We start from the raw sequence: 26,940 nt of genomic DNA, 5'->3' as shown, positions 1-26,940 counted from the left end.
AAGCTAAATTTCTTATTTTAAATATACAAATTATTTTAAAAGGTGATCTTATTTGGAAGTTTTAGAAAGATTAAAAGAGGAGATCATAAATAAATCTCCAAAGGGAGCTAAAATTATAGATGTTCAATTTGAAGGGCCTGAATTAGTTATTTATGTGAAAAATCCTGAAATTTATACAAATGATATTATTAAACAGTTAGCAAAAGATTTAAGAAAGAGAATAGTTATTAGGCCAGATCCCTCTGTTTTGATGGAGCCAGAGCTTGCTAAGAAGAAGATTTTAGAGATAGTTCCAGAGGATGCTGGAATCACAGATATTATTTTTGATGCAAACACTGGAGAAGTAATAATAGAGTCTAAAAAACCAGGATTGGTTATAGGGAAAGAGGGAAAAACCTTAGAGGCTATAAAGAAAGCTATAAGATGGGCACCAAAGCCTGTTAGAGCTCCACCAATCCCATCAGAGACAATAAAGGCTATTAGGGCTACATTATTTAGGGAGAGGGATGAAGTTAAAGAAATATTAAGAAGAATTGGAAGAAGGATACATAGAGAAGTTATACAAAAAGGAGATTATTGGATAAGAGTCTCTTTTTTAGGTGGAGCCAGAGAGGTTGGGAGATCTTGTCTATTGTTACAAACTCCAGACACTAAGGTTTTGCTTGACTGTGGAGTTAATATAGCCTATGAGGAAAAGATGTATCCTCAATTTGATGCTCCAGAGTTTTCCATTGAGGATTTAGATGCTGTTATTATAACCCATGCCCACCTTGACCACTGTGGATTTCTTCCTGGATTGTTTAGATATGGCTATGATGGACCAGTGTATTGTACAAGGCCAACAAGGGACTTAATGACCCTCTTACAGAAAGATTATTTAGATATTGCTGAGAAGGAAGGGAAGCCGGTGCCATTCTCAAGTAAGGAGATAAAAGAGTGTGTTAAGCATGTTATTCCCTTAGACTATGGAGTTACAACTGACATAAGTCCATCAATAAAGTTAACCTTACACAATGCTGGACATGTCTTAGGCTCAGCAATAGCTCACCTACATTTTGGGGAAGGGCTTTATAACTTAGCCTATACAGGAGATTTAAAATTTGACACCTCAAGACTCTTAGAGCCAGCAGTTTGTCAATTTCCAAGATTAGAGGCTTTAATTATTGAATCTACCTATGGAGGTTATGATGATGTACTCCCAGATAGGGCTGAGGCTGAGAAAGAGTTATTAAGGATAGTTATAGAACATATAGAGAAAGGGGGAAAAATATTAATTCCTGTGTTTGGAGTTGGAAGAGCTCAGGAGTTAATGTTAGTTTTAGAAGAGGGTTACAACCAAGGAATATTTAATGCTCCTGTCTATTTAGATGGGATGATCTGGGAGGCTACAGCTATACATACAGCTTACCCAGAGTATCTATCAAAGGACATGAGAAGAAAAATTTTCCAAGAGGGAGACAATCCATTTCTATCTGATGTCTTCCAGAGGGTTAGGAATACAAATGATAGAAGGAGAATTATAGATGACAGTGAGCCCTGTGTTATCTTAGCAACCTCTGGAATGCTCACAGGAGGACCAAGTTTAGAGTATTTCAAAAACTTAGCACCTGATGAGAAAAATGCTATTATCTTTGTTGGTTATCAGGCAGAAGGAACCTTAGGAAGAAAGGTTCAGAAGGGTTGGAAGGAAATTCCTATAGTAACTAAGAATGGTAAAACTAAATCTATCCCTATAAATATGGGAGTTTATACAGTTGAAGGATTCTCTGGGCATAGTGATAGAAAACAACTAATAAGATATGTGAGGAAAGTTAAACCTTCTCCTGAGAAGATAATAATGGTTCATGGTGAAGAAAGTAAGTGTTTAGACTTCTCCTCAACTGTTAATAGGCTATTTAAAAAGGAAACCTATGCTCCAAGAGTTTTAGACTGTATAAGGGTGAAATAATGGAATTTGTTGCTACTCTAACAGGAATAATGACTGTTAAAGAGGCCATAGATGCTGGGTATGGATACTATGTTAAAATTAAGGCTAAAGAAGAAAATAGGGAATTAAGAGAGGATGATATGATAGTGGTTTTAAATATTGTAAATACTACAAGCTTTCAAGTCTTTTTCTTAGACAAAGGGTTAGAGCATATAAAAGAGGAATTAAAAAATATTAATGTAAGGCTAAACTATGATAGTGAAAAAGCTATAAAAAGATACTTAGAAGGGTTAAAAAGATGAAAGACTGCAAGGGTTTAGATAAGCTCTGGGTTGTTCTTTCCAACTTGGCTATAGAGTTAGCTAATAAAAATATCTTAGTTCCTGAGGAGGTTTTTGAAAGGTTAAGGATAACTAAAGCTCTAATTTCTTACTATCTTTTAGATGAGCATGTTGGCTTAGAGAAGCTTAGGGATGTTGAGAGAGAGTTAAATTATATTCAATCTAAGCTTTTTCCTCTTTGTGATGAAGAGTTATTAAGAAAATACTTAGACCTAATGGAGAAAGCTTTGAGAAGTGAGCTAAATATTGAGTTTCCTCTTGATAAATCTGAGTTTAACCCAGAGGTTAAAAAAGTTGGAGAGGTTGAATGTATAAGAATAAAAGTTAATTCATATATTGATATTGATAGATTAAAAGATTTAAGTGAGTGGTATGGAGTTATTTTTAACCATAGCTCAGAAGATAACTATAAGATAACTATTGAAGGCTCTCTTGATAGAGTTAAAAAGGCTGTTAAAGACTTCTCCATAATTTGGAAGTTAGGCTAACCTTGCAACTCTTTTAGCCTTAAAAGAGCAGTATTCATCTCCCTTAGCTTTACACTTAATTTCTTCAACATTGACAATATATAACTTATCAGCTATAGACTCTAAACAGCCAGCTATAAAGCCAGAGGTAAAATAGCAAATAGGTTCAGTGGCTTTACAATTTTCACATTCCTTATTATTTTCAATCACTATTATTAATGGTTCAGAGCTTTCAACTCTCATATTTCCAAAATATTTTTTAATCTTATTTTCCATCTCTTCAAAGGTTTTAACCTCTAAAAATAGAGCATAATCTTTACCAATGTCATAAAATATTTTTGGAGTGTTATCTTTAAAATAATATTTTCTAAGGTATTCTTTCATATAAACAAATATTGGAACCTCTCCTTCTAAAATACAGCCTTCAACAGGCTCTTCTTTCTTTATTTTGGATTCAATATGCCCAGTTAATTCCTCTTCTAATATTTCATTTTCAAGGTCTTTTAAATAGGGACAAGCTTCTAAAACCAAGTCATATAAATGAGATCCTCTTAAAGCTTTTAAAACTTCTTTTAAGAGATCTTTATCATCTCTATATTTTTCTAATAAATTTCTAATCATTGTTAATTTAATTCCCATAAATTTAGCTCTTGAATCAATAACCTTAAGAGATTCTATAATTTTCATAGGTGTTGCCATTACCATCCCTAAAATTTTGTAAGCACAAAATAAAGTTCTTGTGTAAATCTTATATTTAGTCCTTGTTTTATTAATGTTTTTAATGTCCAATTAATAAAAATTAATATCAATTTTTTGTTTAGTTAGCATAAAAATAGACTATATATTTATATAAAACTTACTATTATTAGGTAATATAAAAAAGAAGAAAAGAAATATAGTAATAATATAATTAGTACTAACTCTATTAACTTATTTCTTTCTTATATGCTCTAAAATAATTTTCCTCTCAGTTCTTGCTACAACTCTTCTTATAGTGTCAACAGCATCTATATTAGCTGAGACACTATCAATTCCCCACTCTATTAGCTTTTCAACAATATGTGGCCTACTTCCAGCTTGTCCACAGATGGAAGTTTTAACCCCATTCTTTTTACAGGTTTCTATAACATACTTCATTAATTTTAACACTGCTGGATGATCCTCTTTATAGTATTTGGAAACAAGTTCATTATTTCTATCTATTGCTAATGTGTATTGAGTTAAATCATTGGTTCCCAAGCTAACAAAATCTATCCCTTCCTTAATAAGATCCTCAATTATTAAAGCTGCTGCTGGAGTTTCTACCATAACTCCAAACTTAATATCTTTTCCAAGTTCTAAGCCAACCTCTTTAGCAATCTCTTTAAACTTTCTAACTTCATCAACATATGTAACCAATGGAATCATAACTTCTATATTTTTGTAACCTTCCTCTCTTAACCTCTTTATTGCTTCAAGCTCACACTTTAAGATCTCTGGCTCATCTAAACCTCTTCTTATCCCTCTCCATCCAAGCATTGGGTTGTGCTCTATAGGCTCATTCTCTCCTCCTTCTAAGCCCCTAAACTCATCTGTTGGAGCATCTAAGGTTCTATAGGTAACAGGCCTTGGATAGAATGCATCAGCAACCTTCCTTATTCCCTCCATTAGAGCCTCTATTAAAGCCTCTCTTCCTTCCTCTTCTAAAATCTTCTTAGGATGCTTCCCTAAGCCTAAGATCATGTGCTCAGCTCTTAATAAACCAACCCCATCAGCTCCAGTCTTTGCTGCCCTCTCAGCAACCTCTGGCATTGAGACATTGACTTTAACTTCAGTAGCTGTGATAATTGGAGCTTGATAAACAACTTTCTCCTCTTTCTTTTCCTCTTCTTTTTTCTCTACTTTTCCTTCATAAACTATTCCCTTCTCTCCATCAACTGTTACAACCATTCCATCCTTTAAAATCTTAGTAGCCTTTTTAGTCCCAACAACACAAGGAACTCCAAGCTCTCTTGAAACTATAGCTGCATGACAGTTAAATACAACTATTGGAGTGTAGTATTTAGTCCAAACTATATAGTTGTGATCAAACTCATTATCAGCATCAACTGTTAAATTATAAACCTCTCCATAGTCTTCACCAACCTTAATTAACCTTATACTGTAGATATTGGAGTTTCTTATTAACTCTATCTTCTTAATTAAAGAGCCATCTGCTCTTTCTTTCAAGTAATTGTATAACTTCTCAACTCCAATAAATGCTCTATTTTTGTAGTGGTTGTAGAGATATCCTCTATAGTCATACTCTTTACATTCAGGGAACATCTGAGAAATATCTATTAACTTATTATCCTCTCTTACCTCAGCCTTTAGCTGGTTTAACTTTTCAATAGTGATCCTTTTAGTCTTTGAAAGTATCTTCTCTAAGTTATCTTTGAAGTAAATAACAGCTGTATTATTCTTAATTCTCATCTTTGGAACTATTCCTACCCTATACAAGGAGAGGATAAGCCCCTCTATTTTCTTAACATGTTTGGAATTTTCATAGATCTCAATTCTTGCCTTTCCACTTAAGTATCCATCTCCATCAACATATCCAGCTAAGAAGTCAGTTAGCTCTTCCTCTGTAGCATATAAAGGAATTGTATTTATGTTGTCCTCAACAAACCCTAATATCTTTGATGGCATAATTTTACTTGTTTGATATTCAACATGCCCATCTGATAAGATAGCTCCACAGAGATACATAATATTGGATAATGTCTCAAACTTCTCAGAGATCATAGGGATGTAATCAATACTTAAAACAGAGTAGTTATTTTCTATTATCTCAGCTAATGGGACTTTCTTTAAGCTACCATCTTTTATTATTGGGAATTTATGATCTGGAGTTATCTTTATTGTATCCTTAGTATTCTTATTCTTTCTATAAACTCCAACCTCAAACCTCTTAGCCTCTCTTTTCTGAGCATCTATAATTTCTTTCCACTCTGTTCTTAATGTTTTAGCATTCAATCCTAAAACTCTTATTTTTTCTCCATTTTTAACTAACTCATAGGCTTCTCTCATAGTTATAAATCCTCTGTCTGTAAGGATCTTTGCGTCTCCTTCTATACAGGTTAAACCTCCCTCATCAGTAATTATAGCAGCAGCTCTTCTCATTGCTGGAACCATGTCAGGAGTGGTCATCTCAGTAACTAAGATATCTCCTTCTTTAACCTTATCAAGCTCTTTAATATCTTTAACTATCTTAACCACTCCTGAAGCTATTCCTGGAGAGGCTCCAATTCCCTTTAATAATATTTTCCCTTCTATCTCTTCCTCTCTCTCCTTCTTCTCCTTCTTAAGGGTTGTTATTGGCCTTGCCTGTAGCATATATATCTTATTTTTCTCTATAGCCCACTCTATGTCCATTGGTCTTTTATAATGCTTCTCTATCCTTATCCCAACCTTTGCAAGCTCTTTAATTTCATCATCAGTTAGAACTTGCTTCTCCTTCATCTCATCAAGGACATCAATAACTTTAACCTCTCCCTTTTCATCCTTAACAAACATCTTCTCTTTCTTAGCTATATGCTTATCCTTAATTTCAAGGGTTTTTTTATCAACTATGTAAGTGTCTGGAGAGACAGAGCCACTAACTACTCCCTCTCCTAAACCCCAGGCAGCCTCTATAACAAGCTCATCATAGTTCTGATTAATAGGGTTGACAGTGAACATAACCCCAGCTTTTTCAGCATTAACCAACTTTTGAACAACAGCAGCAAGGGCTACATTGAAGTGATCAAACCCTTTCTCCTCTCTGTAAAAAATAGCTCTTGGAGTGAAGAGTGAAGAGAAACACTTTTTAACATACTTAACAACATTGTCAGCTCCTCTAATATTTAGATAAGTTTCCTGCTGTCCTGCAAAGCTTGCATCTGGTAAGTCTTCAGCTGTTGCTGAGCTTCTTATAGCAACCTCTGGCTCCTCTTCCCCTACAAGTTCTCCCAATTTATTGTAAGCTTCAACTATAGCTATTTTTAACTCATCAGGCATCTCCTTACTCTCTATTAACTCTCTAATTTTCTTAGAAGCTTCTTCCAACTTCTTAGTATCATTGATGTCCAAATCTTTTAATATCTCTTTTATCTTATCCATTAAACCAGTCTCTTTAATGAAGTATCTGTATGCTTCAGAAGTCACTATAAAGGCTGGAGGTACTGGAAGTTTAGCATTCCACATCTCCCCTAATGAAGCCCCTTTCCCACCAACTAAGCCAATATCTTTATTTGTAACCTCATCTAACCATGCTATAAATTTCATTGTCCCACCTTTAGGAGGTTTTGAACATTGATAACCATAGTTTATACAACTAACAATAAAAGGTTAGCCCAAGAGATTAGTAAGATCTTAGAGTATTATAAGTATGACTATACTTTAATAGATATTAAAGAGTTTTCCCTCTCTAAGGATGTTGAAGGTTACATATTTTTAAGCTCAACAGGGATAGCTATAAGGAAAGTTAAGGAGATAATTAAAGATAAGTTGAGAGATCCTTTTTTAATAGTTGTTAATAATAATTATGTTATTCCTCTCCTCTCTAATCATATAGGAGGAGGAAACTACATAGGAAAGATTTTAGCAATTAATTTAAATAAAGAAATAGTTTATTCTACAGCTACAGACTTAAAGGGAAAGGTTGGAGTTGATGAACTCTGCAGAACCCTTTTTTTAGAACTTCCTAAGAAGAAGGATATCTTAAGGTTAAATAAAGAGCTTTTAGAGAGAGATTTAGAACTTTACTTACCAGAAGGTTGGAATATAAAAATAAATGGATATAAAGTTAGCTATCATGACAAAGATTATGTGAAAGTGGAAGATGTAAAACTAAAGCCCCTAAAGGTTTCTGTTGGAGTTGGATGTAGAAGAGGGATAGAGAGCTTTAAAATTTACTGGGCTGTTAAAAAAGCTCTATATTTAAGGAATATCCCAAGTTGGAGAATTGATATAATAGGAACAATAAATTTAAGGAAGAGGGAAGTTAGAGAGGGATGTAAAAGATTCAATAGAGAGATCTTAACCTTCACAAAAGAAGAGCTTAATGAAGCTGTAAAAAGATATAACTTAGAAAGATCAGAGTTTGTTTATAAGCATGTTGGCACCTATGGAGTAGCTGAACCTTCAGCTCTTTTAGGCTTAGAAAGCTTAAAAATAAAAGGAAAGCTAATTTTAAAAAAGTTAAGGGTTAGGGGGGTTACAGTGGCAATAGCTTCACATCCTACTTATTTCATATAGGAAAATGGCCAAGTTTCCTAAAGCTCCTATTTCATTCTCAACTATGTATCTTCCTAAACCCTTCTCCAACTCTATCTGAGTGAAGCCTGTACTAACTCCAGAGAAAACTATTAGATCATTTTCTCCAACTTCTTTAAAGTCTAACTTCTTCTCACAAATATTTTTATTTCCTATCATAATAACCTTCTCAGGCCTGAGAACTTCAATAGCATCATCCAAATCTTCAAAGAATAGAATATTTTTCTTTAATTTGTAAGCCATCTTCTGAAGTGTTGGCACCCCTGTCTGAGCAGCTGAGGCTGTTGCTTTTGTAATAACTACTGTATTAACATCAAAACCATAGGCTATTCTTCCAAACTCTTCAACTTGTTTAGCACTGTAAGTGTTGTGTAAGCACACAAACATAGAGGCTCACTTTTTAACTTTTTTATAAGGTGTAGTCTAAAACCTTCTTAGCCTCTTCTATATGCTCTCTTCTTATTCTCTCTATGTCTTCATGTAAAGCTTTAATAACTCTTCCTAAGATGATGAATATAGTTCCAGTTATTAAAGGAAGGTTATCAACAACATTATCATCTAATGGTAAATCCCCAGGAATCTTTTTCATAACATACTTCTTAATAGTTTCAGCTATAATATTTTCCTCTTCAATAACCTCTTTAAATAGCTCCATAGAGTTTAACATCCCCTTTGTTAATGGGATATGTCTCATCTTTATAATTTTTGCATTCTCTTCCTTAGCATTTTTATAGGCTACTTCAAATAGATCAGCTACCTTTTTCTCCACAACATCCATCATGTCCTCAGCTTCAGTCTTGTATAGGTCAACTTCACAGGTTACATTCATCAACTTCTTTAACTGAGGATATGGGATAATCATCTCAGCCAAGCTATCACCTCTTTTATTTAAGGATTGTTTGAAATTTAAACTTCATTTATTTAAAATTAACTATTTAGACTTTTCTTATACTTAACACCATTAGGATAAACCAAAGTAGCATAAGCATAGCTATCAGTATAGAGAATAAAGTTAAGCTCTTTGAGTTTCCAAAAACTATAGGGATAGGGCCAATCATAATAATTCCAGAATATTCAATATTCTCTTTCTTTAAATTTTTTTCCTCCTTACTTTTCTCTATATTTTCTAAAGTGTAAAAAAATAAGCCTAAGCTTAGTATAATGAAGCCTAAGAATATTAAAAGAATTCCTAAGGGAATTAAGAATCTCATAACTTATCTCCTATTTATTGGATAGTTTGGAGCTTCATTGGTTATTAAAATATCATGTGGATGGCTCTCTATTTGACCACTTTGAGTTATTATAATAAATCTTGTTTTCTCTTGCATCTCTTTAATGTTTTTAGCTCCACAGTATCCCATTGAAGACTTTAAACCTCCAACAAGTTGGTGAATTACTTCACTAACTGGTCCCTTGTAAGGAACAGCTCCTTCAACCCCTTCTGGGACTAACTTACTATACTTAACTCCACTCTGGAAGTATCTATCTGCAGAACTTCCAGCTAAGGCTCCTAAGGAACCCATTCCCCTATACTGTTTATATTTCCTTCCATTTATAATCATCAACCTACCAGGAGCCTCATCAGTTCCTGCTAATAGGGAACCAAGCATAACAGCATCTGCTCCAGCAGCTATAGCTTTGGCTATATCTCCACTGTATCTAATTCCTCCATCAGCTATAACTGAAATATCATAATCCTTAGCAACATCTGCAACATCAGCTACAGCTGTTAGCTGAGGAACTCCAACTCCAGCAACTACTCTTGTGGTACATATTGACCCTGGTCCAATCCCAACCTTTAAAGCATCAGCTCCAGCCTTTATTAAGTCCTCAGCAGCCTCTTTAGTGGCTATATTTCCAACTATTAACTTAGTGTCAGTTCCATCTAAAAGCTCTTTAAACTTTTTAGTGTTCTCTACAACCTTTAAGTTATGAGCATGGGCACAATCTATAACCAATGCATCAACTTCAGCCTCTATTAAGGCTTCAGCTCTCTTAAAGTCATGTGGCCCACAGGCTGCAGCAACTATTAATCTTCCTTTCCTATCCCTTGCTGCCTGAGGATATCTTCTTTTCTTTAAAATATCTCTTAAAGTGACGATTCCTATTAATTTCCCTTCATCATCCACTATTGGCAATCTTTCAACTCTATTACTATACATAATTTCTAAGGCTTCATCTTCACTAATGTCTTCCTTAGCAGTAACCACATTCTTGGTCATCACTTCTTTAACCTTAACCCCTTTATCTTTAATGGCTTTAATGTCTCTATGTGTTATAATCCCCACAACCTTCTCATCCCTGTCAATAACTGGCAAACCACTAACTGAATAGTTTTCCATTAACTCCATAGCTTCTCCAACACTATCCTCAGGAGAAACAACAATAACCTCCTTAATGATGAATTCATCAGCCTTTTTAACAGCTAACACTTGATGAACTTGCTCTTCTATGGACATGTTTCTATGTATAACTCCTAAACCTCCAAGTCTTGCTAAGGCTATAGCCATCTCCTTCTCTGTAACAGTGTCCATAGCTGAGGATAAAATAGGAATATTTAACTTTATCCCTGCTATTTCTGTTGAGACATCAGTATCTTTTGGCTCCACAGGGGAGGGGTTAGGGATTAAAAGAACATCATCAAAAGTATAGCCAGTTCTTGCTTCATTTAATTTCCTTGAGAACACACAATCACCTTTATAACCTTTTAACCTATATTTAAGTGAAAGGTATAAAATTTTTATTTCAATTTATTGTATTAAATATTTAGGTGGTTTGATGAAAGTTTATATTGTTGGTGCTGGACCAGGAGATAAGGAATTAATAACCTTAAAAGCTCTAAAATTAATAAAAGAGGCTGATATTATTGTTTATGCAGGCTCTTTAATAAATAAAGAGATTCTCAACTACAATGAAAAGGCTGAAAAGTATGATAGCTCAAGACTAAACTTGGAAGAAATTATTAATGTAATGGTGGATGCTGTTAAAAAAGGGAAGAAAGTGGTTAGGCTACATACTGGAGACCCTTCAATTTATGGAGCTATAAAGGAACAGATTGATGAGCTTGAAAAGAGAGGGATAGAGGTTGAAATAATCCCTGGAGTTTCTTCTCTCTTTGCTGCTGCAGCCTCTTTAAAGGTAGAGTTAACTCTCCCAGATGTATCTCAGACAGTTATTATAACAAGGCCTGAGGGAAGAACTAAAGTTCCTGAGAGAGAAAAAATTAAAGAGTTGGCTAAGCATAGATCTACCATGGTAATCTTCTTAGGAGCTTCTCTTATAGATAAGGTTGTTAATGAGCTAATTGAAGGAGGTTATCCAGAGGAGACTCCTGTGGCCATAGTTTATAAAGCCTCATGGCCTGAGGAGAAGATAGTTAGAGGAACCTTAAAAGATATAGCTGAGAAGGTTAAGAAAGAGAATATAGAGAGGACAGCCTTAATTATAGTTGGAGACATTTTAGAGCCAAAGAAGTATAGTTACTCTAAACTCTATGATAAAGAGTTTAAGCACAGCTACAGGGGATAGGCTTGGCTTGTATAGATCAGATGAACTATGAAATTTTATTTAGAGGTAGCTTTAAGGACTGTGCCAAGTTTATAAGAGAGAACTTTAAAGATGTTGTAGAAAAAGAGGCTGGAGAGGAGATAATTGAAGGAGTTTTCTTAATTGGCATTCCTCCAATTCCAGTGGTTTATGGAGACAACTATATTATCTTCCCATACACCAAACCCTGCTATGGAACATTTGTTATAAAGCTAATGTTAGAGGAGAAAAAGAAAGAGGAGAAGAAGAAAAAGAAGGGTTTAATTGAAAAATTGTTTAGATTCTAATAAAATCTTTATGGCTCTCCAAGTTAAAAAGCTCTGTGGCCTTAAAATCCTCTTAATAGGGTCTAAAAATAGAATATTCCTTTTAACTAAAAGTTCTTTTATGTCTTCTTCTATGCTATAAGCATCTATCTCATATCTATCTTTAAAGAGTTTTAAAGCATTAACAACTTTTTCTTTATTATTTTTAGCTTTAACTAACAAGTTCATAATGTCAGAGATCTCTACATTTAGTAAGTAATTTAAAACTTCATCCAAATTTTTAGTTTTTAGCTTATTTATTACATTTATTATTAGTACTGGTTTCCCTCCAACGTATGAATAAATTAATTCTTTTTCTTCATTTGAGAGTTTTTTATTTAAAATGTTTTCAGCTAAAAAGTCCATAAACTTTAAGGCTGTTTCTTTATCAAAGTCATCAACTAAGATATAATCAGCTCTACCTTTCAGCATCGCTTCACTATAAACCTTCTCAATAAATAAAGAATCTGAAGATAGACAAAAGACATGACATAGGTGTTTATGCTTAGTTAAACTTATGAAATAGTTAAAAAGCTCATAAATCAAAAAGCCGTTAATTTTTAAATCTCCTATCTTTTGAAGTTCATCCAAGATAATAATTGGTTGTTTTCCTTCTTTCCTAAGCTCCAATAAAATATTAGTTATATATTTAAAAACATTTTTAGGTTTCTTTTTACTTAGTAAAGTTTCTAACGTATTCTTTGGTGTAGGAATTCCAAAAAGAATGGAAGAGTCTTTAATTAAGCTCTTAACCAATTCTATAGGATTTTTATCTTCCTCATACTCCTCAAAGAGAACCTCTATAAAATCTTCATACTTGGAAATAAAAATCTCTCTTAAGTCAAAATAAAACACCACATATTCCTCATCAAGTTTATTAATAACCTCGTTAATTAAAGCCGTCTTTCCACTATTAATAGGGCCGTAAATAAAATAGATAAAATTAGGCTCAAACTCCAAAATAGAAAGAATTTCTCTAATTTCTTTCTCTCGGTTAAAGAATTTCATATTTTCCCTCTTCATACTCCATTCGATACTAAAACTAAATATAAAATAAATTCCCTTTATAACATATAAGTGGCTTTCTTAATCAAGTAATTAAAATTGGTGAGAGCTTGATATTAATCCTGCTTGGCTGTCCTGAGCCTCCAGCTATGATCCCTTCAGCTCTCTATTTAATAGCTAAGTTAAGAAAGTTAAAAGATATAGTCATAGCTGGAAACCATGCAGCTTTAAAGCTCTTAGATGTTTCAGATGTTGAGAGGCACTACTTAAAAGGAGTAGCTTGTATAGACATAGATGAAGGTCTTAGAGGGTTAGAAGGAGTGGAAAAAATAGTGAGCTTTGTCCACAATGATGGAGGGGTTAGTTATACAGTAACATATAAAAATAAGTATAAAAAAGAATGCTTAGCCATACTATTTGGAAGAAAAATAAATGAAGAGTTTAAAAAAACCTTGGAAGAAAATGATATTAAAGTCTTCCCAGTTAGAGCCTTTCATAACCCTTATCCATTAGTTAAAACTATTGATAAAATTATTTCTCAACTTTGATTCCACTAACTCTTATTAGAGGAACTAATGGAATTCCCTCAATCTCATTTAGCCCACTTTTGTCAATTAGGACAACTATTAACTTAGGAGAGCAAACCTCTTTTAACTTTTTTATACATTCTGTTAATGTTTTCCCACTTGTAACAATGTCATCTATAATAATAGCTTTTTTATAAGTGGCTGGGGAGAAATTCTTTGACAATGATCCCTTATTTTCATCCTTCTTAGTTATATAGACTCCAAACTCTTTTTTAAGCTCTGAGGCTATTAAGGTTGCTAAGGGAATGCCACTATTTGAAATTCCTATGACAATGTCAAAATCTATATTCCTACTTTTTATTATGTCAGCCATTATTAGGCTTAGATATCTTAACCTCTCCCCAGAGCTTCCAATATTTCTCCAATCTACATAGATATCAAGATCTATAGGCTCAGACTTTTCTAACAACTTCTCAGCATTTAAGACTAAGTATCTTGCTGTGTCTGTTGAAATGTTGAGTTCATCAGCAATCTCTCCAATGGAGAGACCACTATTTTTTAGCTCTAAGACTTTCTCTAAGATCTCTTTCTTCATACTATCAACCATTATAGTATTTTCATATATTTATGCATTTGTATGGTTGTCATAACATCAACATACTTCCCAGCTTTCTCCATCATTTTAAAAATAACTTTTTTGGAAACTCCTTTTATATCTTTAGTTGGAGTTACTGGCTGGAGGCATAGAAGGATGGAGCCAATCTCTGACAAGTCCTTAGCAACCTTCTCAATCTCTTCAACTGTATTACTACTTAATATAACTACCTTTGCATAGACATCTACTCCATTTTCATATAGTATTTTAATACTCTCTAACTCTTTATTATAAACTTCCTTATAGTTGGGGATATGTCCCTTTAACTTAATATCTATTGACCCTATATCTGTAAAAACTAACCTCTCTGGAAGAGTACCATTACTTTCTAAGTGAGTTCTAAACCCTTTCTTTTTTAGAAGTTTGTTTAGCTCATCTAACTTATCAAATAGTAGAGGTTCTCCTCCAGTAAATGAAATGGCAAAAAGATCATCAGTTTTTAACCTCTCAACCTCTTTAACAATATCTTTTACATCTCTAATTTCTCTCTCCTCAAAAACTCCACTTCCTGGCTCAACCTCAACCCTATTCTTATAATTTTTCCTCTCATCACAATAGATACAGTTTAAATTACACTTAGGGAATCTGATAAAGATATATCTCCTTCCTATATACTTTCCCTCTCCCATGATAGAGCTAAATATCTCTGTGATCATGTTATCATTCTCAGCCCACCTATTAGGATAAAGATGGCTAATAAATATCTTAAATATTTGGTATTTATTTTATCCTTTATTTGAGCCCCAACCTTTGAGAAGGTTATACAGAAAGGAAGTAATGTTAAAGAGGTTGAAAGTGAGACATAGCCAATATTATAAAGGCTGTCAAATTCTCCAATAGAGGAGAACATATAGATAATAACTCCAGGGAAGGTTATTATGCTAATCATTCCAATTGAAATGGTTATAGCTCTTTTTATTGGGACACTTAAAAGAATGTTTAGAGAGGGAATAACTATTATCCCTCCACCAATACCCAACATTGAGGAGAGTATTCCAGTAATAAAACCTAAAAGAGACAACTTTTTATTACAAATGTTCCCTTGAAAATTTTCTATATCTTTATGTTTTTTGAAAATTAAGTATATTGACAAAATAATTAGAAAAAAGCCAAAGATCTTTTTTATTACATACTCTGGAAACACCTTTATAGTTAGATAAGCTCCAATAAAGGAGCCAAAGATGCCAAAGATGCCTATGTGTAGAGAAGATCTTAAGTCTAACTGATGTCTTGAAAAATATAAAGAGAAGAGGGAGTTTAAAAAAATTGTAAAGAGAGAGGTGCCAATAGCCATTTTTATAGCTGTAGTTGAAGGAACTCCTAAGGAAATGAAGTAGTGATAGAGAATAGGAACTAAGAGGAAACCTCCACTGATCCCTAAGAGGCTTGAGATTAAACCAATTATTGAGCCTATAATAATTAGAGTTATCATTATTAAACTCCCATAATAGTTCTAAACAAGTTCCTTAACCCAGGAGCTAAACCAAGAGCCATTATAATTAGCTTAATAATATTTCTTAAGTTGGGATCCATCTCTTCCCTATTTAAAATGTATAAAATAAGTATAGTAATTGTAAATTTGACAACAATAAAAGAGATGGGGGTGAAGTGCTCCATTAAAAATCTTGGGATTGGGTGTTGCTCTAAATAACCATAAATCCCTATCCCTATAGTTGTTGCTGCTCCATCAACTAACTGTCCAAGTAAGGTTAAATAATCTATTTTACTATTAAATATCTTAAATCTTTTGTTTATTAAATAAGCTATTCCCAAGAAGATAGTGACTAAAAAGAAGGATAATATTATTGGAAGAACTGTTTTAACATGCTGTAAAAAAATAATAAAAAAATATATTAGTGGAATTAAGCCAACAACTGAAGAGACTTTATAATAGTTATCTCTAAAAAAGTAGCCAGTTACTAATATAGTTAAGATATAGAAGCCTCCAACTAAAAAAACAATGCCAGGAGTTATGGTTAAGAAGCTTCTTTCTATGTAGCCTAAATCTACTAAGGCTCTCATTAAAGCTATTAAGATAGTGAAAATAACCCCTGGGATGGCAAATTTTTCATCAATTTTTATATTTAACTTCTTCAGCCCTTTATAAAAAAGATATAAAGAGAGGGCTAAGATTAAGCCATAGGTTATTTCCTGAACTAAGTTGTAGCCACTACCAGTTTCAGCTGGCTCAATATAGTATTTATATATAAATTCTTTTAACTCTTTTAGCATTTATAAGCACTCTCCAAAGTATTTTATAAACCTCTCCTTTTCCTCTGGTATGTAAGCTCCAGAGGCAAAGCTATGCCCTCCTCCAGAGCCATTAACTTTTAAAGAAGCCAACTTTATAGCTCTTCCTAAGTTTATATTTTCAGCCAAACACATTAGCCTTGGACACCTTGCTGAAACTTTATATCCTTCACTAAGCTCAGAGAAGGCTAAGATTGGCTTAAGCCAGTTAATCTCATCAATTCCATAGCTTAGACTTGCCACTATTCCAATAATATTTTTTTCTATCTTATCTGTTACAAAGTATTGAAACTTTTTCTCCTCAATAATTTCAACATCATTTTTAACATGCTTTAAAGCTTCCCTTAAATTTTTCCTATGCTCTCTTAGATTTTCTTTGATCCTTTTTAAATACTTTCCTCTATCTCCCATCAAAACTCTTAATGCTGTTTCATAATCCCCATATCTTGTACAGGCATTTATACAGGTTGAGAATTCTGATAAGTCAATTAATATCTTCTCCTCCTCATCTCTCAACTCATAAACCTCTCCAAACACAACCTTGGGTAAAAATCTAACCCATCCCTTTGGCACATATCTTAAGGCTTTAATTATCAATTCATTTCCAAGGATCTTTTTTTCATTGTAATCAATCTCTGAGAGGCTTGAAGTAGGATCAATGTTTAAGTTATGCTTTTTATTTATATACTTAATATATTTAATTATATTTTCATCATTGTTTAGTAGATCTGTCCTAACATCACTCCAGTATCTTAGAGAGATATAGAGGGGCCTTGAGCATCTTCCATAGAGTTGTAGATCACTCTTAACCACTAAGTCTCCTGAGAGAATAGCATCTGATAAAATAGCTCTATTTAAGCCCTCTAACCTTCCCCAAATGTTTTGCACATCTCCAACAGCTCCTAAGATGGCATACTTAGCAAGATCTATATTATTTCCAAAAGCTCTTGCTAACAAGTAAGAGACACTGGCTCCACAGAGATCTAAGCTACTTCTTCCCTCTAAATGAGGATTTACATGAATAATATTACTTAACTTTATATTCTCTGGCTGATGATGATCTAAGATAATAATTTTCTTCCTCACTTCTTTTAACAGGCTTAAATGAGAGCTACCAAGATCAGCCATAATTATGATGTCATAGTCATTAAATGGAACCTCTTCTACAGTACTGGGTGTTAATTGTGTCAAAAAGAGATAGTCAGCATCTAAGTTTAATCTTTCAGCTAACTTTTGTAAAATAACCCTTGAAGTTAACCCATCAGTATCAACATGAGTAACAATTAAGAATTTTTTGTCCAAATTCTTTAATATAAATTTCCTTGCTCTCTCTATTTCCCTCAGCATAATTCACTCCAATAAACTAAATGCTCTATTATAACACTCTAAAGCTTCTTCTAATCTACCTAATTTCTCTAAAGCCAAGCCTTTACCATTCCAAGCTTCTACTAAGTTAGGATTAATACTTAAAGCTTTATCAAAGTATTCTATAGCTTTATCATATTTCCCTAATTTGTTAAGAACTATTCCATATAAAATATATAAAGCTGGATCTTTTGGATTCAACTCTAAAGCTTTTTCTAAAAACTCTTTAGCTTTTGTAATTTTCCCAATAGTTATAAGAACTTTGCTAATTTTAGTTAATGCTCTAATATTACAAGGATTTATTTTTATAATCTTACATAAGTATTCTATAGCCTCATCATACTTCCCTAATTTTACACAGACATCTCCAGCATAGTATAAAGCTTCAGTATCACAATCACATTTTTCAAGACATTTTTTAAAGCATGTAAGAGATTCTTCTAACCTGCCTAAATTATATAGAACTTTTCCCCTCTCTAAATAGGCTGCTGGAGAATTGTAATGTTCTGAAATTTTCTCTAACAATTTTAAAGATTTTTCATACTCTCCTAATCTTGCATAGATATAAGCGAGCATGGTTGCTGCTACAAGGTAGTTCATTCTTGTAATATGGCAAACTTCTTTAAATGTCTTCTTAGAATCTTCCAATTTTCCAATGATCATTAATAATAGACCCTTAACAATACTTAAATATTTATAATTCCCTGATTTTCTCATTAGCTCATCAAGTACTTCAATAGCTTCATCAAATCTTTTTAACTCTATTAAAATTTCATATTTTAAATATAGTAATTTCTCATCCCATTTATTTTTAAGCTCATCTTCTATGAGTTCAAGAACTTTCTCATATTCTTCCTTCTTTATATATTTTTTGACTAATATTTGTATATTTTCCCCCATAATCTCCCACAGTTTGGAATAATTTACTATAAAACATAATTTATATTGATTGTTATTTTTATAAAATATTTACTAAGGCTAACTCTAAATTTTAATTTAGCAAAAATGTTAGAGGGAAAAGATGAGAACTATCATAATTGGCAGTGGTGCAGCTGGATTAACAGCAGCTTCAACATTGAGAGGGTATAATGAAGAGATGGAGATTATAGTAGTGACTAAAGATAAGTACATAGCTTACTCTCCCTGTGCTATCCCCTATGTTATTGAAGGGACAATAAAAAGTTTTGAAGATATTATAATGAGAACTCCAGAGGATTATAAAAAAAGAGGGATAGATGTTTTAACAGAAACAGAGGCTAAAGATGTTAGAGATAACAAGGTTGAGCTAAGCAGTGGAGAAAAGATAGAGTTTGATTACTTAGTCTTAGCCACTGGATCCTCTCCTTTCATCCCCCCAATTGAGGGAAGAGAGTTAGAAGGAGTTTTCAAAGTGAAGAGCTTAGAGGATGGTAAAAAGATCTTAGAATATATGAAAAACTGTGAGAAGGTTGCTGTTATAGGAGCTGGAGCTATTGGTTTAGAGATGGCCTATGCATTTAAGAAGAGAGGCTTAGATGTCTTAGTTGTTGAGATGGCTCCTCAAGTTTTACCAAGATTTTTAGACCCTGATATGGCTGAGGTTGTTAAAAACTACTTAGAGAGCTTGGGAATAAAGTTTATTCTCTCTAAACCTTTAGAGAAAATCTTAGGAAAGGATAAGGTTGAAGGAATCTTAGTTGATGGACAAACTTATGATGTTGATATGGTTATCTTAGCCACTGGAGTTAGGCCAAACATAGAGTTGGCTAAAAAGGCTGGATGTAAGATAGGGAAGTATGGGATAGAGGTTGATGAATACTTAAGAACCTCTGTGAAAAATATTTATGCTGCTGGAGACTGTGTTGAAGTTATAGACATGATAACAGGAGAAAAAACCTTATCTCCATTTGGCTCTACAGCTGTTAGACAGGGAAGAGTTGTAGGAAAAAATATAGCTGGACTTAAAGAAACTTTCCCACCAGTTTTAAATGCAGCCATTAGCAAGATAGGAGAGCTTGAAGTTGGAGGAGTTGGCTTAACAGCTGTAGCAGCAAACTTAAAGAGGATTCCTATAAACATAGGGAAAGTTAAGGCTTTAAGTAGAGCAAGATACTACCCTGGAGGAAGAGAGTTAATAATTAAACTTGTAGCTAAAGACAACTTAGTAGTTGGTGGGCAAATTATAGGCTATGAGAGAGTGGCTGAGAGAATAGATTTATTATCTGTTGCCATAACTAAGAAGGTTAGTATTAAAGAGCTATCAACTATGGAATTCTGCTATGCCCCTCCTGTGAAGATGGTTAAAGAACCTATCTCCTTAGCTGCTGAGAAGATCTTAAAGCAGGAATAGCCTTTAATTTAACTCTTTTAGGGCTTAAGGGATAGCAATGGAGATTATTGAAAGGTTAAAAGAGAGAATTAAAGGAGATGCTGTAGTTACTGAGATAGCCAAGGAGAGAGATCCTTTTAAGGTTTTGGTTTCAACTATCATAAGTGCAAGAACAAAGGATGAGGTTACTGAAGAGGTTAGTAAAAAGTTATTTGAGAAGGTTAAGGATGTGGATGACTTATTAAAGATTGATGAGAAAGAGTTAGAATCTCTACTATACCCAGCAGGATTTTACAAAAATAAAGCAAGAACTTTAAAGAAATTGGCTAAGGTGTTAAAAGAGAAGTACAATGGAGAAGTGCCAAGTAATATGGATGAGCTTCTCTCCTTACCAGGGGTTGGAGTTAAGACAGCAAGCTTAGTTTTATCCTTAGCCTTTAACAAGGATGAGATCTGTGTTGACACCCATGTCCATAGGATAAGTAACAGATGGTTTATAGACACTGAAACCCCAGAGGAGAGTAGGGAGGAGTTAAAGAAAGTTCTACCTAAAAAATATTGGAAATCTATTAATAACCTTTTAGTCTTGTTTGGCAGATCTATATGTGGTCCTAAGCCTAAGTGTGATAAGTGCTATGAGGAGATAAAAGAGTTATGTCCTTACTACAAGAAGTTAAAGGCTCTAAAGGAAGTCTTAGATAAATATAATTTTAAAAAAGTTAGCCCTAAAAAAATTCCTGATGAGAGAGGAACCTATATATTAAAAATTAAGCTAAAAAATGGGAAGGTTATAAAGTTTGGAAACCATGAAAGATTTTTTAAGAAAGGCTACTATTTCTATGTTGGCTCTGCTAATGGGAAAAACATAAATTTAAAAAATAGGATAGAAAGACATTTAAGAAAAGAAAAAAATAAATTTTGGCACATAGATTATTTATTAGAGCATGGAGCTATTGAAGATATCTATATAACTAATAAAAGTGTTGAGTGTGAAGTGGCTAAAGAACTTTCAAATATCTTAGAGCCAATAAAAGGCTTTGGATGCTCTGACTGTAAATGTGTAAGCCATCTCTTCTACTTAAAGCCTTAATCAGGTGACAAAGAAATGTATAGAAAAATTCTATATCCAACAGACTTCTCTGAAACTGCTGAATTAGCCTTAGAACATATAAAAACCATGAGAAAATTGGGAGGAGAGAAGGTTATTTTACTAAATGTGATAGACAAATCTGAAGAGGAAAATTTATTATCTACTATTTTCAAAATATTTAATATTGGTTCAAAGGAGAGGGAAGAGATTGAGAAAAAGTTAAAAGATGAATCTCTCAAAAAGTTAGATGAAATTAAAAAGGAGTTGGAAAGCTTAGGGTTTGAAGTTAAAAATATATCTGTCTTTGGAACTCCTCATGAGGAAATAGTTAAGGTAGCCAATGAAGAGGATGTTGACATAATCATTATGGGGTCACATGGAAAGACAAATATTAAAGAGATTCTCTTAGGCTCAGTTACTGAGCATGTCATTAAAAAATCTGACAAACCTGTTATGGTTATAAGAAGAGCTGAGGGGTAACAAATGGAACAGCCATGGGTTGAGAAGTATAGGCCTAAAACATTAGATGAAATTGTTGGGCAAGAGGAGATAGTGAAAAGATTAAAAAACTATGTTAAAAGGAAGAGCATGCCCCACCTCCTCTTCTCAGGACCTCCAGGGGTTGGGAAGACAACAGCAGCCTTATGTTTAGCAAGAGATCTCTTTGGAGAGAACTGGAGAGAGAACTTTTTAGAGTTAAATGCCTCAGTGTCAAAAGATACACCTATATTAGTAAAAATTAATGGAGAGGTTAAAAGGACTACATTTGCTGAGCTTGATAAGCTCTACTTTAATGAGAGAGATGGGGATATTTCTTATAAAGACACTCCTAACTTAGAGGTTTTAACTGTTGATGACAACTACAATGTTAGATGGGCAAAAGTTTCAAAAATAATAAGGCATAGAGTAGAAAAAATTTTAAGGGTTCATCTTGAGGGAGGAGGAGTTTTAGAATTAACTGGAAATCATTCTATAATGCTACTTGGTGAAAATGGATTAGTTGCTAAAAAAGCCAGTGAGATTAAAGTAGGAGACTATTTCTTAAGCTTTGTAACTGAGATGCCTGGTTTATTGGATAAGATTAGCTTAAATAACTATCAGTTAAGAAGAGAATCAGCAAGAACTAAAGTATTTGATGAGCTTTATATAAATGAAGATTTAGCATGGGCATTTGGTTTATATACTGCAGAAGAATTTAGAGAAGATACTTCAGGACAGGTGATTTATACATTAGGCTCTCATGAACTACCCTTAATTGAGAGAATAAAAACTATTGCTCAGGAGTTAGACCTAAGTATTTATGAAAACTTCACAAGTTCAGGATTTGATAGATCAAGGTTTTCAGCCAAGCAGGTTAGAATTTTGAATACACAGCTGGCTAAATTTATCAAGGAAAACTTTTATGATGGCTCTGGAGAGAGAGCAGTTAATAAGAGAGTGCCATCCTTCATGTATGAAGCTCCTATTCAAGATAGAATCTCTTATCTAAAAGGCTTAGCTGATGGAGATATCTGGGATAAAGTTATTAGAATCTCATCAGTCTCAAAAGATTTATTAATTGACATTGCTTGGCTTTCAAGAATATCTGGAATTGAGAGTTCAATATTTGATCAGGAAGTAAGATTAATATGGAAAGGAGGAATGAAATGGAAAAAGAGTGACTTGGTTCCAGCAGATATAGTTATTTCCTTACTTAAGAAACTTGAGAATAAAATTAATGGTAACTGGCGTTATGAACTTAGACATCAGCTCTATGATGGGAAGAAGAGGGTTTCAAAGGACATAATTAAGAAGATCTTGAAGATGATTGAGGTTGAAGAGCTTAAGGAAGATGAGAGAAAGATCTTATCTTTATTAAGAAAATTAGCCTACTCAGATTTACATGCTGTTAAAGTTACAAAGATTGAAGTTATTGAATACAATGACTTTGTCTATGATGTTTCAGTTCCTAACAATGAGATGTTCTTTGCAGGAGATATTCCAATACTATTACATAACTCAGATGAAAGAGGGATAGATGTTATTAGGACAAAAGTAAAAGAATTTGCAAGAACTAAGCCAATTGGAGAAGCTCCATTTAAAATTATCTTCTTAGATGAGAGTGATGCCCTAACTGCAGATGCTCAAAATGCTCTAAGGAGGACAATGGAGAAGTATTCTAATGTCTGTAGATTTATATTAAGCTGTAACTATCCAAGTAAAATAATTCCACCAATACAGTCAAGATGTGCCATCTTCAGATTCTCTCCTTTGAAAAAGGAAGATATTGCTAAAAAGCTGAAAGAGATAGCTGAAAAGGAAGGGTTAGAGCTAACTCCATCTGGTTTAGAGGCTATAATTTATGTCTCAGAAGGAGATTTAAGGAAAGCTATAAATGTCTTACAAACTGCTGCAGCCATATCTAAGAAAATAGATGATAGTGTTGTCTATAAAGTCTCTTCAAGAGCAAGGCCAGAGGAGATTAAGAAAATGATAAACTTAGCCTTAGATGGAAAGTTTGTAGAGGCAAGAGATTTACTTTACAAGTTAATGGTAGAGTGGGGAATGAGTGGGGAAGATATATTAACCCAAATGTTTAGAGAGGTTGGAAACTTAGACATTGATGAGAGGAAGAAGGTTAAGATTGCTGAAGCCATAGGAGAAACTGACTTTAGGATTGTTGAAGGAGCCAATGAAAGAATTCAACTTAGTGCTTTATTGGCTAAGCTCTCCTTACTTGGAAAGGAGAAATAAATTTTTTTATATGAATACACAAAATAAAAAAGTATTTATATCCCAACCACAATTTTATCTTTTGCTTATGTGGTGCGGCCTTGGTGTAGCCTGGTAACACACGGGCCTGCCACGCCCGGACCCCGGGTTCAAATCCCGGAGGCCGCACCATTCTTAGCTGTTAAGTGCGCCGGTGGTGTAGCCTGGTATCACTCTGGCCTTCCAAGCCAGCGACCCGGGTTCAAATCCCGGCCGGCGCATCATTTTTTATTTTAGAACATTATATCAAAAAAATTAAATTAATCAATGGTAGTTATGATAGAGGCTAAGCTATTTTTAAACATTCCTAAAGAGGTTAAAGAAGCTTTAAGTATAGATAACTACAAAGAGAAAGACTTTTTATTTGAGGTTAATGATGAAATACATATAAAAACCAAAAACATAGGCTCTTTAAAGGCTACTTTGGATGACTTTTTTAGATGCTTAGATGTGGCATTAAAAACTTATCAGCTAATTATTAAAATTAGGAAGGTTAAGCCAGAAGACTTAGAAACTTTTTTAGAGCTTTATTATAAAGCTTATAGAGGGTTTGACAAATATTACTATAAAAAGAAGAGATGGGCTAAGTGGTATTTTAAGTGGCTCATGAAGAGAGATGAGGATGGGTTCTTAGTCTTAGAGTATTGTAATAAACCTATAGGCTTTATAGGGGTTGATTGTAACTGGGTTAGCAACATTGAAAAAAGGGAGGTTGCTGAAATTCATGAGATCTTTGTTGATCCTGACTATAGAGGTAGAGGATTTGGAAAGCTTTTAATAAATAAAGCTATTGAATATGCTAAGAAAAGAGGGAGAGACTTTATAGAGCTTTGGGTAGGGGTTGAGAATAAAGAGGGGCAAAAGTTTTATGAAAGGTTAGGGTTTAAAAAAGATGTTATCATTAAAGATTGGTTAAGAATGTATAAGGTGATAGAGTGAAGAGAAATATATTTATTAAAAAGTTAAATTGCAAGCCCATAGATGAGCAAGAGATTGAGATAGTTGAGAGAAAAGGGTTAGGACATCCAGATTCCTTAGCTGATGGAATAGCTGAGAGTGTTAGTAGAGCCTTATGTAAGATGTATATAGAGAAATTTAACACTATTTTACACCACAACACTGACCAAGTTGAAGTTGTTGGAGGCCATGCTTACCCAAGATTTGGTGGAGGAGAAATGGTTTCTCCAATCTATATTTTACTCTCTGGAAGGGCTACAACTCAAATTATTAAGGAGAATGGAGAAGTTATAAAGCTACCTGTTGGTACTGTAGCTATTAAAGCTGCAAAGGAACACTTAAAGAAGGTTTTAAGAAACTTAGATGTTGAAAAAGATGTTATCATTGACTGTAGAATTGGTCAGGGAAGTTCTGACTTAATAGATGTCTTTGAGAGACAGAAAAATAAAGTTCCATTGGCAAATGATACATCCTTTGGAGTTGGTTATGCTCCTCTCTCAGTTACTGAAAGATTGGTCTTAGAAACAGAGAGATTTTTAAATAGTGAAGAGCTAAAGAAAGAGATTCCAGCAGTTGGAGAGGATATTAAAGTTATGGGGCTAAGAGAGGGGAAAAAGATAAAATTAACTATAGCTATGGCAGTTGTTGATAAGTATGTGAAAAACTTAGAGGAGTATAAAGAGGTTATTAACAAGGTTAGGGAGAAAGTAAGGGAGCTTGCTAAGAAAATAGCTGATGGCTATGATGTAGAGATTTATATAAATACTGCAGATGACTATGAGAATGGCTCTGTCTATATTACAGTTACTGGAACCTCTGCTGAGATGGGAGATGATGGCTCTGTTGGTAGGGGGAATAGGGTCAATGGGCTAATAACTCCATTTAGACCTATGAGTATGGAGGCTGCAAGTGGTAAGAATCCAGTTAATCATGTTGGTAAGATATACAATATATTGGCTAACTTAATAGCTAATGACATAGCTAAGATTGAAGGAGTTAGAGAGGTTTATGTAAGAATCTTAAGCCAAATTGGAAAGCCAATAAATGAGCCTAAGGCTTTAGATATAGAGTTAATTGTTGATGACAACTATAACTTTGATGAGATAAAGAAAAAAGCTGAAGAGATAGCAAATAATTGGCTTGACAACATTATGGAGGTTCAGAAGTTAATCTTAGAAAATAAGGTTAGCACTTTCTAATTTAGTGCCTTGTTGTAAAGCTCTAGAGCTTCTTCTAATTTTCCAAGAATTTCTAAGAGCTTAGCCTTCCTTATTAGAGAGTTGGTTAAGATAACTTCATTTATCTTTTTATTCTCAAGCTCTTCTATCACTTCACTATAGAGATCAAGAGCTTTCTTATAATCTTTTGTTTTTTCATAAGCTAAAGCTAAGTAGTACTTTCCCTCAACATCTTTATAGTTGTTTAAGTATTCTCCTAAGTATTTTATGGCTTCATTGTAATTTCCTTGGGTGAGTTCAAGATATCCAACTTTCTTATATAGAAATTTTAAATTTTTATTTAACTCAAGAGCAACATAGTAAGCCTTTAAAGCCTCTTTTAACTTTCCTAAGTTCTCTAAAATTTCCCCTTTTAGCATCCAGCTGGCTGAGTTTTTTCCTCCAAGTTCTATAACCTTCTCAATACATGTTAAAGCCTCTTCAAATCTACCCAAGTTTTTATAAATTTCAGCTTTAAATCTCCAGGCAAGGATAAATTTATTATTCACTTCAAGTAGTTTATCAAGCTCTTCAAGAGCTTTCTCATATTCCATACTTTCCATATAAATTAAAGCCTTATGAAAGTTTGAGACACAAACACATTTTTTCTTAGTTTTTTCTAACTTTTCAGCATAGTAAAGAACTTTATGGGCATTTCCTAAGATGAAGTTTACACAGATCAAGTTATTGCATGAGAGTTGAGAAAAGTTATTTAAAAAGATCTTCTCAAAGCATTCATTTGCCTTTTCAAAGTCACCCTCTAACTTATAGATAATTCCTAATATGTAGTTTGCTAAAAAATTCTCTGGATCCTTCTTTAGGATAGAGTTTAACAACTCAATAGCTTTCTTATTTTCCCCTTTATCAGCATATTCAATAGCATCAATTAATTCTTTTATAACCTCTAAGCTCTTTTTCAACTCTGTTAAGCTCATGAAGTTCACTTAAGCATTTT

At 33.5% G+C, this 26,940-nt stretch carries 27 protein-coding genes and 2 tRNA genes; 15 read left to right on the top strand and 14 right to left on the bottom strand.

The window, feature by feature from the left end:
* Window positions 1-52 precede the first annotated feature (52 nt).
* From METIN_RS05945 to METIN_RS05935, 3 genes are read left to right on the top strand one after another with little or no spacing between them, the layout of a single operon-like run.
* Complete coding sequence (locus METIN_RS05945; protein WP_013100587.1) at window positions 53-1,948, top strand: beta-CASP ribonuclease aCPSF1; 1,896 nt, start codon at window positions 53-55, stop codon at window positions 1,946-1,948.
* A complete protein-coding gene (locus METIN_RS05940; protein ID WP_013100586.1) occupies window positions 1,948-2,229 on the top strand; it encodes a DUF749 family protein in 282 nt (93 codons plus the stop codon). The genes METIN_RS05945 and METIN_RS05940 overlap by 1 nt, the downstream gene beginning before the upstream one ends.
* Complete coding sequence (locus METIN_RS05935; protein ID WP_013100585.1) at window positions 2,226-2,756, top strand: DUF2096 family protein; 531 nt, start codon at window positions 2,226-2,228, stop codon at window positions 2,754-2,756. The genes METIN_RS05940 and METIN_RS05935 overlap by 4 nt, the downstream gene beginning before the upstream one ends.
* On the opposite strand, the gene METIN_RS05930 is transcribed toward METIN_RS05935, so the two are convergent.
* Together METIN_RS05930 and ppsA are read right to left on the bottom strand one after the other, a co-directional pair.
* Window positions 2,748-3,434 (bottom strand): V4R domain-containing protein, encoded by a 687-nt coding sequence (locus tag METIN_RS05930; RefSeq protein ID WP_048203434.1) that lies wholly within the window; start codon window positions 3,432-3,434, stop codon window positions 2,748-2,750. The two genes, METIN_RS05935 and METIN_RS05930, sit on opposite strands and share 9 nt — an antisense overlap.
* A 231-nt stretch (window positions 3,435-3,665) precedes the next feature.
* On the bottom strand, window positions 3,666-7,019 hold the full coding sequence (ppsA, locus tag METIN_RS05925) for an intein-containing phosphoenolpyruvate synthase (protein WP_013100583.1): 3,354 nt from the start codon (window positions 7,017-7,019) through the stop codon (window positions 3,666-3,668).
* 27 nt (window positions 7,020-7,046) lie between these two features.
* Between ppsA and METIN_RS05920 the strand changes: the two genes are divergently transcribed.
* Complete coding sequence (locus METIN_RS05920) at window positions 7,047-7,991, top strand: cobalamin biosynthesis protein (RefSeq protein ID WP_013100582.1); 945 nt, start codon at window positions 7,047-7,049, stop codon at window positions 7,989-7,991.
* On the opposite strand, the gene METIN_RS05915 is transcribed toward METIN_RS05920, so the two are convergent.
* The 4 genes from METIN_RS05915 to guaB form a co-directional block, all read right to left on the bottom strand.
* Window positions 7,968-8,396 carry a RecB-family nuclease gene (locus METIN_RS05915; RefSeq protein ID WP_013100581.1) on the bottom strand — a complete coding sequence of 143 codons (429 nt, stop codon included), beginning with the start codon at window positions 8,394-8,396 and terminating at the stop codon, window positions 7,968-7,970. The genes METIN_RS05920 and METIN_RS05915 overlap by 24 nt on opposite strands.
* A 22-nt stretch (window positions 8,397-8,418) precedes the next feature.
* Complete coding sequence (locus tag METIN_RS05910) at window positions 8,419-8,880, bottom strand: DUF1931 family protein (RefSeq protein ID WP_013100580.1); 462 nt, start codon at window positions 8,878-8,880, stop codon at window positions 8,419-8,421.
* Between the two features lie 64 nt (window positions 8,881-8,944).
* The gene (locus METIN_RS05905) at window positions 8,945-9,220 is read right to left on the bottom strand and encodes a TIGR00304 family membrane protein (RefSeq protein ID WP_013100579.1); all 276 of its coding nucleotides are present in this window, start codon (window positions 9,218-9,220) and stop codon (window positions 8,945-8,947) included.
* A 3-nt stretch (window positions 9,221-9,223) separates the two neighbouring features.
* The gene (gene guaB, locus METIN_RS05900; RefSeq protein ID WP_013100578.1) at window positions 9,224-10,696 is read right to left on the bottom strand and encodes an IMP dehydrogenase; all 1,473 of its coding nucleotides are present in this window, start codon (window positions 10,694-10,696) and stop codon (window positions 9,224-9,226) included.
* A 91-nt stretch (window positions 10,697-10,787) separates the two neighbouring features.
* Here guaB and cobM point away from each other — a divergent pair, with 91 nt between their 5' ends.
* Both cobM and METIN_RS05890 read left to right on the top strand, forming a co-directional pair.
* The gene (gene cobM, locus METIN_RS05895) at window positions 10,788-11,537 is read left to right on the top strand and encodes a precorrin-4 C(11)-methyltransferase (protein WP_013100577.1); all 750 of its coding nucleotides are present in this window, start codon (window positions 10,788-10,790) and stop codon (window positions 11,535-11,537) included.
* Window positions 11,538-11,539: 2 nt separating this feature from the next.
* Window positions 11,540-11,842, top strand: coding sequence for a DUF1894 domain-containing protein (locus METIN_RS05890; RefSeq protein WP_013100576.1), 303 nt, complete (start codon window positions 11,540-11,542; stop codon window positions 11,840-11,842).
* Here METIN_RS05890 and METIN_RS05885 read toward each other — a convergent pair.
* Window positions 11,816-12,868, bottom strand: coding sequence for an ATP-binding protein (locus METIN_RS05885; RefSeq protein ID WP_013100575.1), 1,053 nt, complete (start codon window positions 12,866-12,868; stop codon window positions 11,816-11,818). The genes METIN_RS05890 and METIN_RS05885 overlap by 27 nt on opposite strands.
* Window positions 12,869-12,975: 107 nt before the next feature.
* Here METIN_RS05885 and METIN_RS05880 point away from each other — a divergent pair, with 107 nt between their 5' ends.
* Window positions 12,976-13,413, top strand: a complete 438-nt coding sequence (locus METIN_RS05880; RefSeq protein WP_013100574.1) for a DUF1890 family protein — start codon at window positions 12,976-12,978, stop codon at window positions 13,411-13,413.
* Here the strand turns inward: METIN_RS05880 and METIN_RS05875 are convergent.
* The 6 genes from METIN_RS05875 to METIN_RS05850 are packed head-to-tail and all read right to left on the bottom strand — an operon-like array spanning window position 13,397 to window position 18,562.
* Window positions 13,397-13,987, bottom strand: coding sequence for an orotate phosphoribosyltransferase-like protein (locus tag METIN_RS05875; RefSeq protein WP_048203429.1), 591 nt, complete (start codon window positions 13,985-13,987; stop codon window positions 13,397-13,399). The two genes, METIN_RS05880 and METIN_RS05875, sit on opposite strands and share 17 nt — an antisense overlap.
* Window positions 13,988-13,998: 11 nt before the next feature.
* Window positions 13,999-14,703: a 7-carboxy-7-deazaguanine synthase QueE gene (locus METIN_RS05870; RefSeq protein WP_013100572.1), complete on the bottom strand. Its 705-nt coding sequence runs from the start codon at window positions 14,701-14,703 to the stop codon at window positions 13,999-14,001.
* Entirely contained in the window at window positions 14,700-15,479 is a 780-nt protein-coding gene (locus METIN_RS05865) for a sulfite exporter TauE/SafE family protein (protein WP_013100571.1), read from the bottom strand. Before METIN_RS05865 ends, METIN_RS05870 begins: the two co-directional genes overlap by 4 nt.
* Window positions 15,480-15,481: 2 nt before the next feature.
* Complete coding sequence (locus METIN_RS05860) at window positions 15,482-16,279, bottom strand: DUF63 family protein (protein WP_013100570.1); 798 nt, start codon at window positions 16,277-16,279, stop codon at window positions 15,482-15,484.
* Entirely contained in the window at window positions 16,280-17,644 is a 1,365-nt protein-coding gene (gene recJ / locus METIN_RS05855; RefSeq protein ID WP_013100569.1) for a single-stranded-DNA-specific exonuclease RecJ, read from the bottom strand.
* A 3-nt stretch (window positions 17,645-17,647) separates the two neighbouring features.
* A complete protein-coding gene (locus METIN_RS05850) occupies window positions 17,648-18,562 on the bottom strand; it encodes a tetratricopeptide repeat protein (RefSeq protein ID WP_013100568.1) in 915 nt (304 codons plus the stop codon).
* 121 nt (window positions 18,563-18,683) lie between these two features.
* Here METIN_RS05850 and METIN_RS05845 point away from each other — a divergent pair, with 121 nt between their 5' ends.
* The 8 genes from METIN_RS05845 to METIN_RS05810 all read left to right on the top strand — a co-directional run bounded on the left by METIN_RS05845 (window position 18,684) and on the right by METIN_RS05810 (window position 25,967).
* Window positions 18,684-19,991, top strand: coding sequence for an FAD-dependent oxidoreductase (locus tag METIN_RS05845; protein ID WP_013100567.1), 1,308 nt, complete (start codon window positions 18,684-18,686; stop codon window positions 19,989-19,991).
* 37 nt (window positions 19,992-20,028) lie between these two features.
* Window positions 20,029-21,060 carry a DUF123 domain-containing protein gene (locus METIN_RS05840; RefSeq protein WP_013100566.1) on the top strand — a complete coding sequence of 344 codons (1,032 nt, stop codon included), beginning with the start codon at window positions 20,029-20,031 and terminating at the stop codon, window positions 21,058-21,060.
* Between the two features lie 15 nt (window positions 21,061-21,075).
* Complete coding sequence (locus METIN_RS05835; RefSeq protein WP_013100565.1) at window positions 21,076-21,540, top strand: universal stress protein; 465 nt, start codon at window positions 21,076-21,078, stop codon at window positions 21,538-21,540.
* A 3-nt stretch (window positions 21,541-21,543) separates the two neighbouring features.
* Entirely contained in the window at window positions 21,544-23,793 is a 2,250-nt protein-coding gene (locus tag METIN_RS05830) for a replication factor C small subunit (RefSeq protein ID WP_013100564.1), read from the top strand.
* A gap of 74 nt (window positions 23,794-23,867) precedes the next feature.
* Window positions 23,868-23,943: transfer RNA gene (locus METIN_RS05825), tRNA-Gly, on the top strand.
* A gap of 16 nt (window positions 23,944-23,959) precedes the next feature.
* Window positions 23,960-24,032: transfer RNA gene (locus METIN_RS05820), tRNA-Gly, on the top strand.
* A gap of 55 nt (window positions 24,033-24,087) precedes the next feature.
* Window positions 24,088-24,750 carry a KEOPS complex subunit Pcc1 gene (locus METIN_RS05815; RefSeq protein ID WP_048203426.1) on the top strand — a complete coding sequence of 221 codons (663 nt, stop codon included), beginning with the start codon at window positions 24,088-24,090 and terminating at the stop codon, window positions 24,748-24,750.
* Window positions 24,747-25,967: a methionine adenosyltransferase gene (locus METIN_RS05810; protein WP_013100562.1), complete on the top strand. Its 1,221-nt coding sequence runs from the start codon at window positions 24,747-24,749 to the stop codon at window positions 25,965-25,967. The genes METIN_RS05815 and METIN_RS05810 overlap by 4 nt, the downstream gene beginning before the upstream one ends.
* Here the strand turns inward: METIN_RS05810 and METIN_RS05805 are convergent.
* A complete protein-coding gene (locus METIN_RS05805; RefSeq protein ID WP_048203424.1) occupies window positions 25,964-26,920 on the bottom strand; it encodes a tetratricopeptide repeat protein in 957 nt (318 codons plus the stop codon). The genes METIN_RS05810 and METIN_RS05805 overlap by 4 nt on opposite strands.
* Window positions 26,921-26,940 lie beyond the last annotated feature (20 nt).

It is taken from the genome of Methanocaldococcus infernus ME, assembly GCF_000092305.1.
In the GTDB taxonomy this organism is placed as follows: Archaea; AGJL01; Methanococci; order Methanococcales; family Methanocaldococcaceae; genus Methanocaldococcus; species Methanocaldococcus infernus.
The sequence above is the reverse complement of the archived record's forward strand: the minus strand, read 5'-3'. Positions and strand labels throughout refer to the sequence as shown.

Excerpts from the sequence above, each read along its gene's own strand:
- METIN_RS05940 (WP_013100586.1), top strand. The coding sequence starts at position 1,948 with ATGGAATTTGTTGCTACTCTAACAGGAATAATGACTGTTAAAGAGGCC.
- METIN_RS05935 (WP_013100585.1), top strand. The coding sequence starts at position 2,226 with ATGAAAGACTGCAAGGGTTTAGATAAGCTCTGGGTTGTTCTTTCCAAC.
- METIN_RS05930 (WP_048203434.1), bottom strand. The coding sequence starts at position 3,434 with ATGGCAACACCTATGAAAATTATAGAATCTCTTAAGGTTATTGATTCA.
- ppsA (WP_013100583.1), bottom strand. The coding sequence starts at position 7,019 with ATGAAATTTATAGCATGGTTAGATGAGGTTACAAATAAAGATATTGGC.
- METIN_RS05915 (WP_013100581.1), bottom strand. The coding sequence starts at position 8,396 with ATGTTTGTGTGCTTACACAACACTTACAGTGCTAAACAAGTTGAAGAG.
- METIN_RS05905 (WP_013100579.1), bottom strand. The coding sequence starts at position 9,220 with ATGAGATTCTTAATTCCCTTAGGAATTCTTTTAATATTCTTAGGCTTC.
- cobM (WP_013100577.1), top strand. The coding sequence starts at position 10,788 with ATGAAAGTTTATATTGTTGGTGCTGGACCAGGAGATAAGGAATTAATA.
- METIN_RS05885 (WP_013100575.1), bottom strand. The coding sequence starts at position 12,868 with ATGAAATTCTTTAACCGAGAGAAAGAAATTAGAGAAATTCTTTCTATT.
- METIN_RS05875 (WP_048203429.1), bottom strand. The coding sequence starts at position 13,987 with ATGAAGAAAGAGATCTTAGAGAAAGTCTTAGAGCTAAAAAATAGTGGT.
- METIN_RS05870 (WP_013100572.1), bottom strand. The coding sequence starts at position 14,703 with ATGATCACAGAGATATTTAGCTCTATCATGGGAGAGGGAAAGTATATA.
- METIN_RS05865 (WP_013100571.1), bottom strand. The coding sequence starts at position 15,479 with ATGATAACTCTAATTATTATAGGCTCAATAATTGGTTTAATCTCAAGC.
- METIN_RS05860 (WP_013100570.1), bottom strand. The coding sequence starts at position 16,279 with ATGCTAAAAGAGTTAAAAGAATTTATATATAAATACTATATTGAGCCA.
- recJ (WP_013100569.1), bottom strand. The coding sequence starts at position 17,644 with ATGCTGAGGGAAATAGAGAGAGCAAGGAAATTTATATTAAAGAATTTG.
- METIN_RS05850 (WP_013100568.1), bottom strand. The coding sequence starts at position 18,562 with ATGGGGGAAAATATACAAATATTAGTCAAAAAATATATAAAGAAGGAA.
- METIN_RS05845 (WP_013100567.1), top strand. The coding sequence starts at position 18,684 with ATGAGAACTATCATAATTGGCAGTGGTGCAGCTGGATTAACAGCAGCT.
- METIN_RS05840 (WP_013100566.1), top strand. The coding sequence starts at position 20,029 with ATGGAGATTATTGAAAGGTTAAAAGAGAGAATTAAAGGAGATGCTGTA.
- METIN_RS05835 (WP_013100565.1), top strand. The coding sequence starts at position 21,076 with ATGTATAGAAAAATTCTATATCCAACAGACTTCTCTGAAACTGCTGAA.
- METIN_RS05830 (WP_013100564.1), top strand. The coding sequence starts at position 21,544 with ATGGAACAGCCATGGGTTGAGAAGTATAGGCCTAAAACATTAGATGAA.
- METIN_RS05815 (WP_048203426.1), top strand. The coding sequence starts at position 24,088 with ATGATAGAGGCTAAGCTATTTTTAAACATTCCTAAAGAGGTTAAAGAA.
- METIN_RS05805 (WP_048203424.1), bottom strand. The coding sequence starts at position 26,920 with ATGAGCTTAACAGAGTTGAAAAAGAGCTTAGAGGTTATAAAAGAATTA.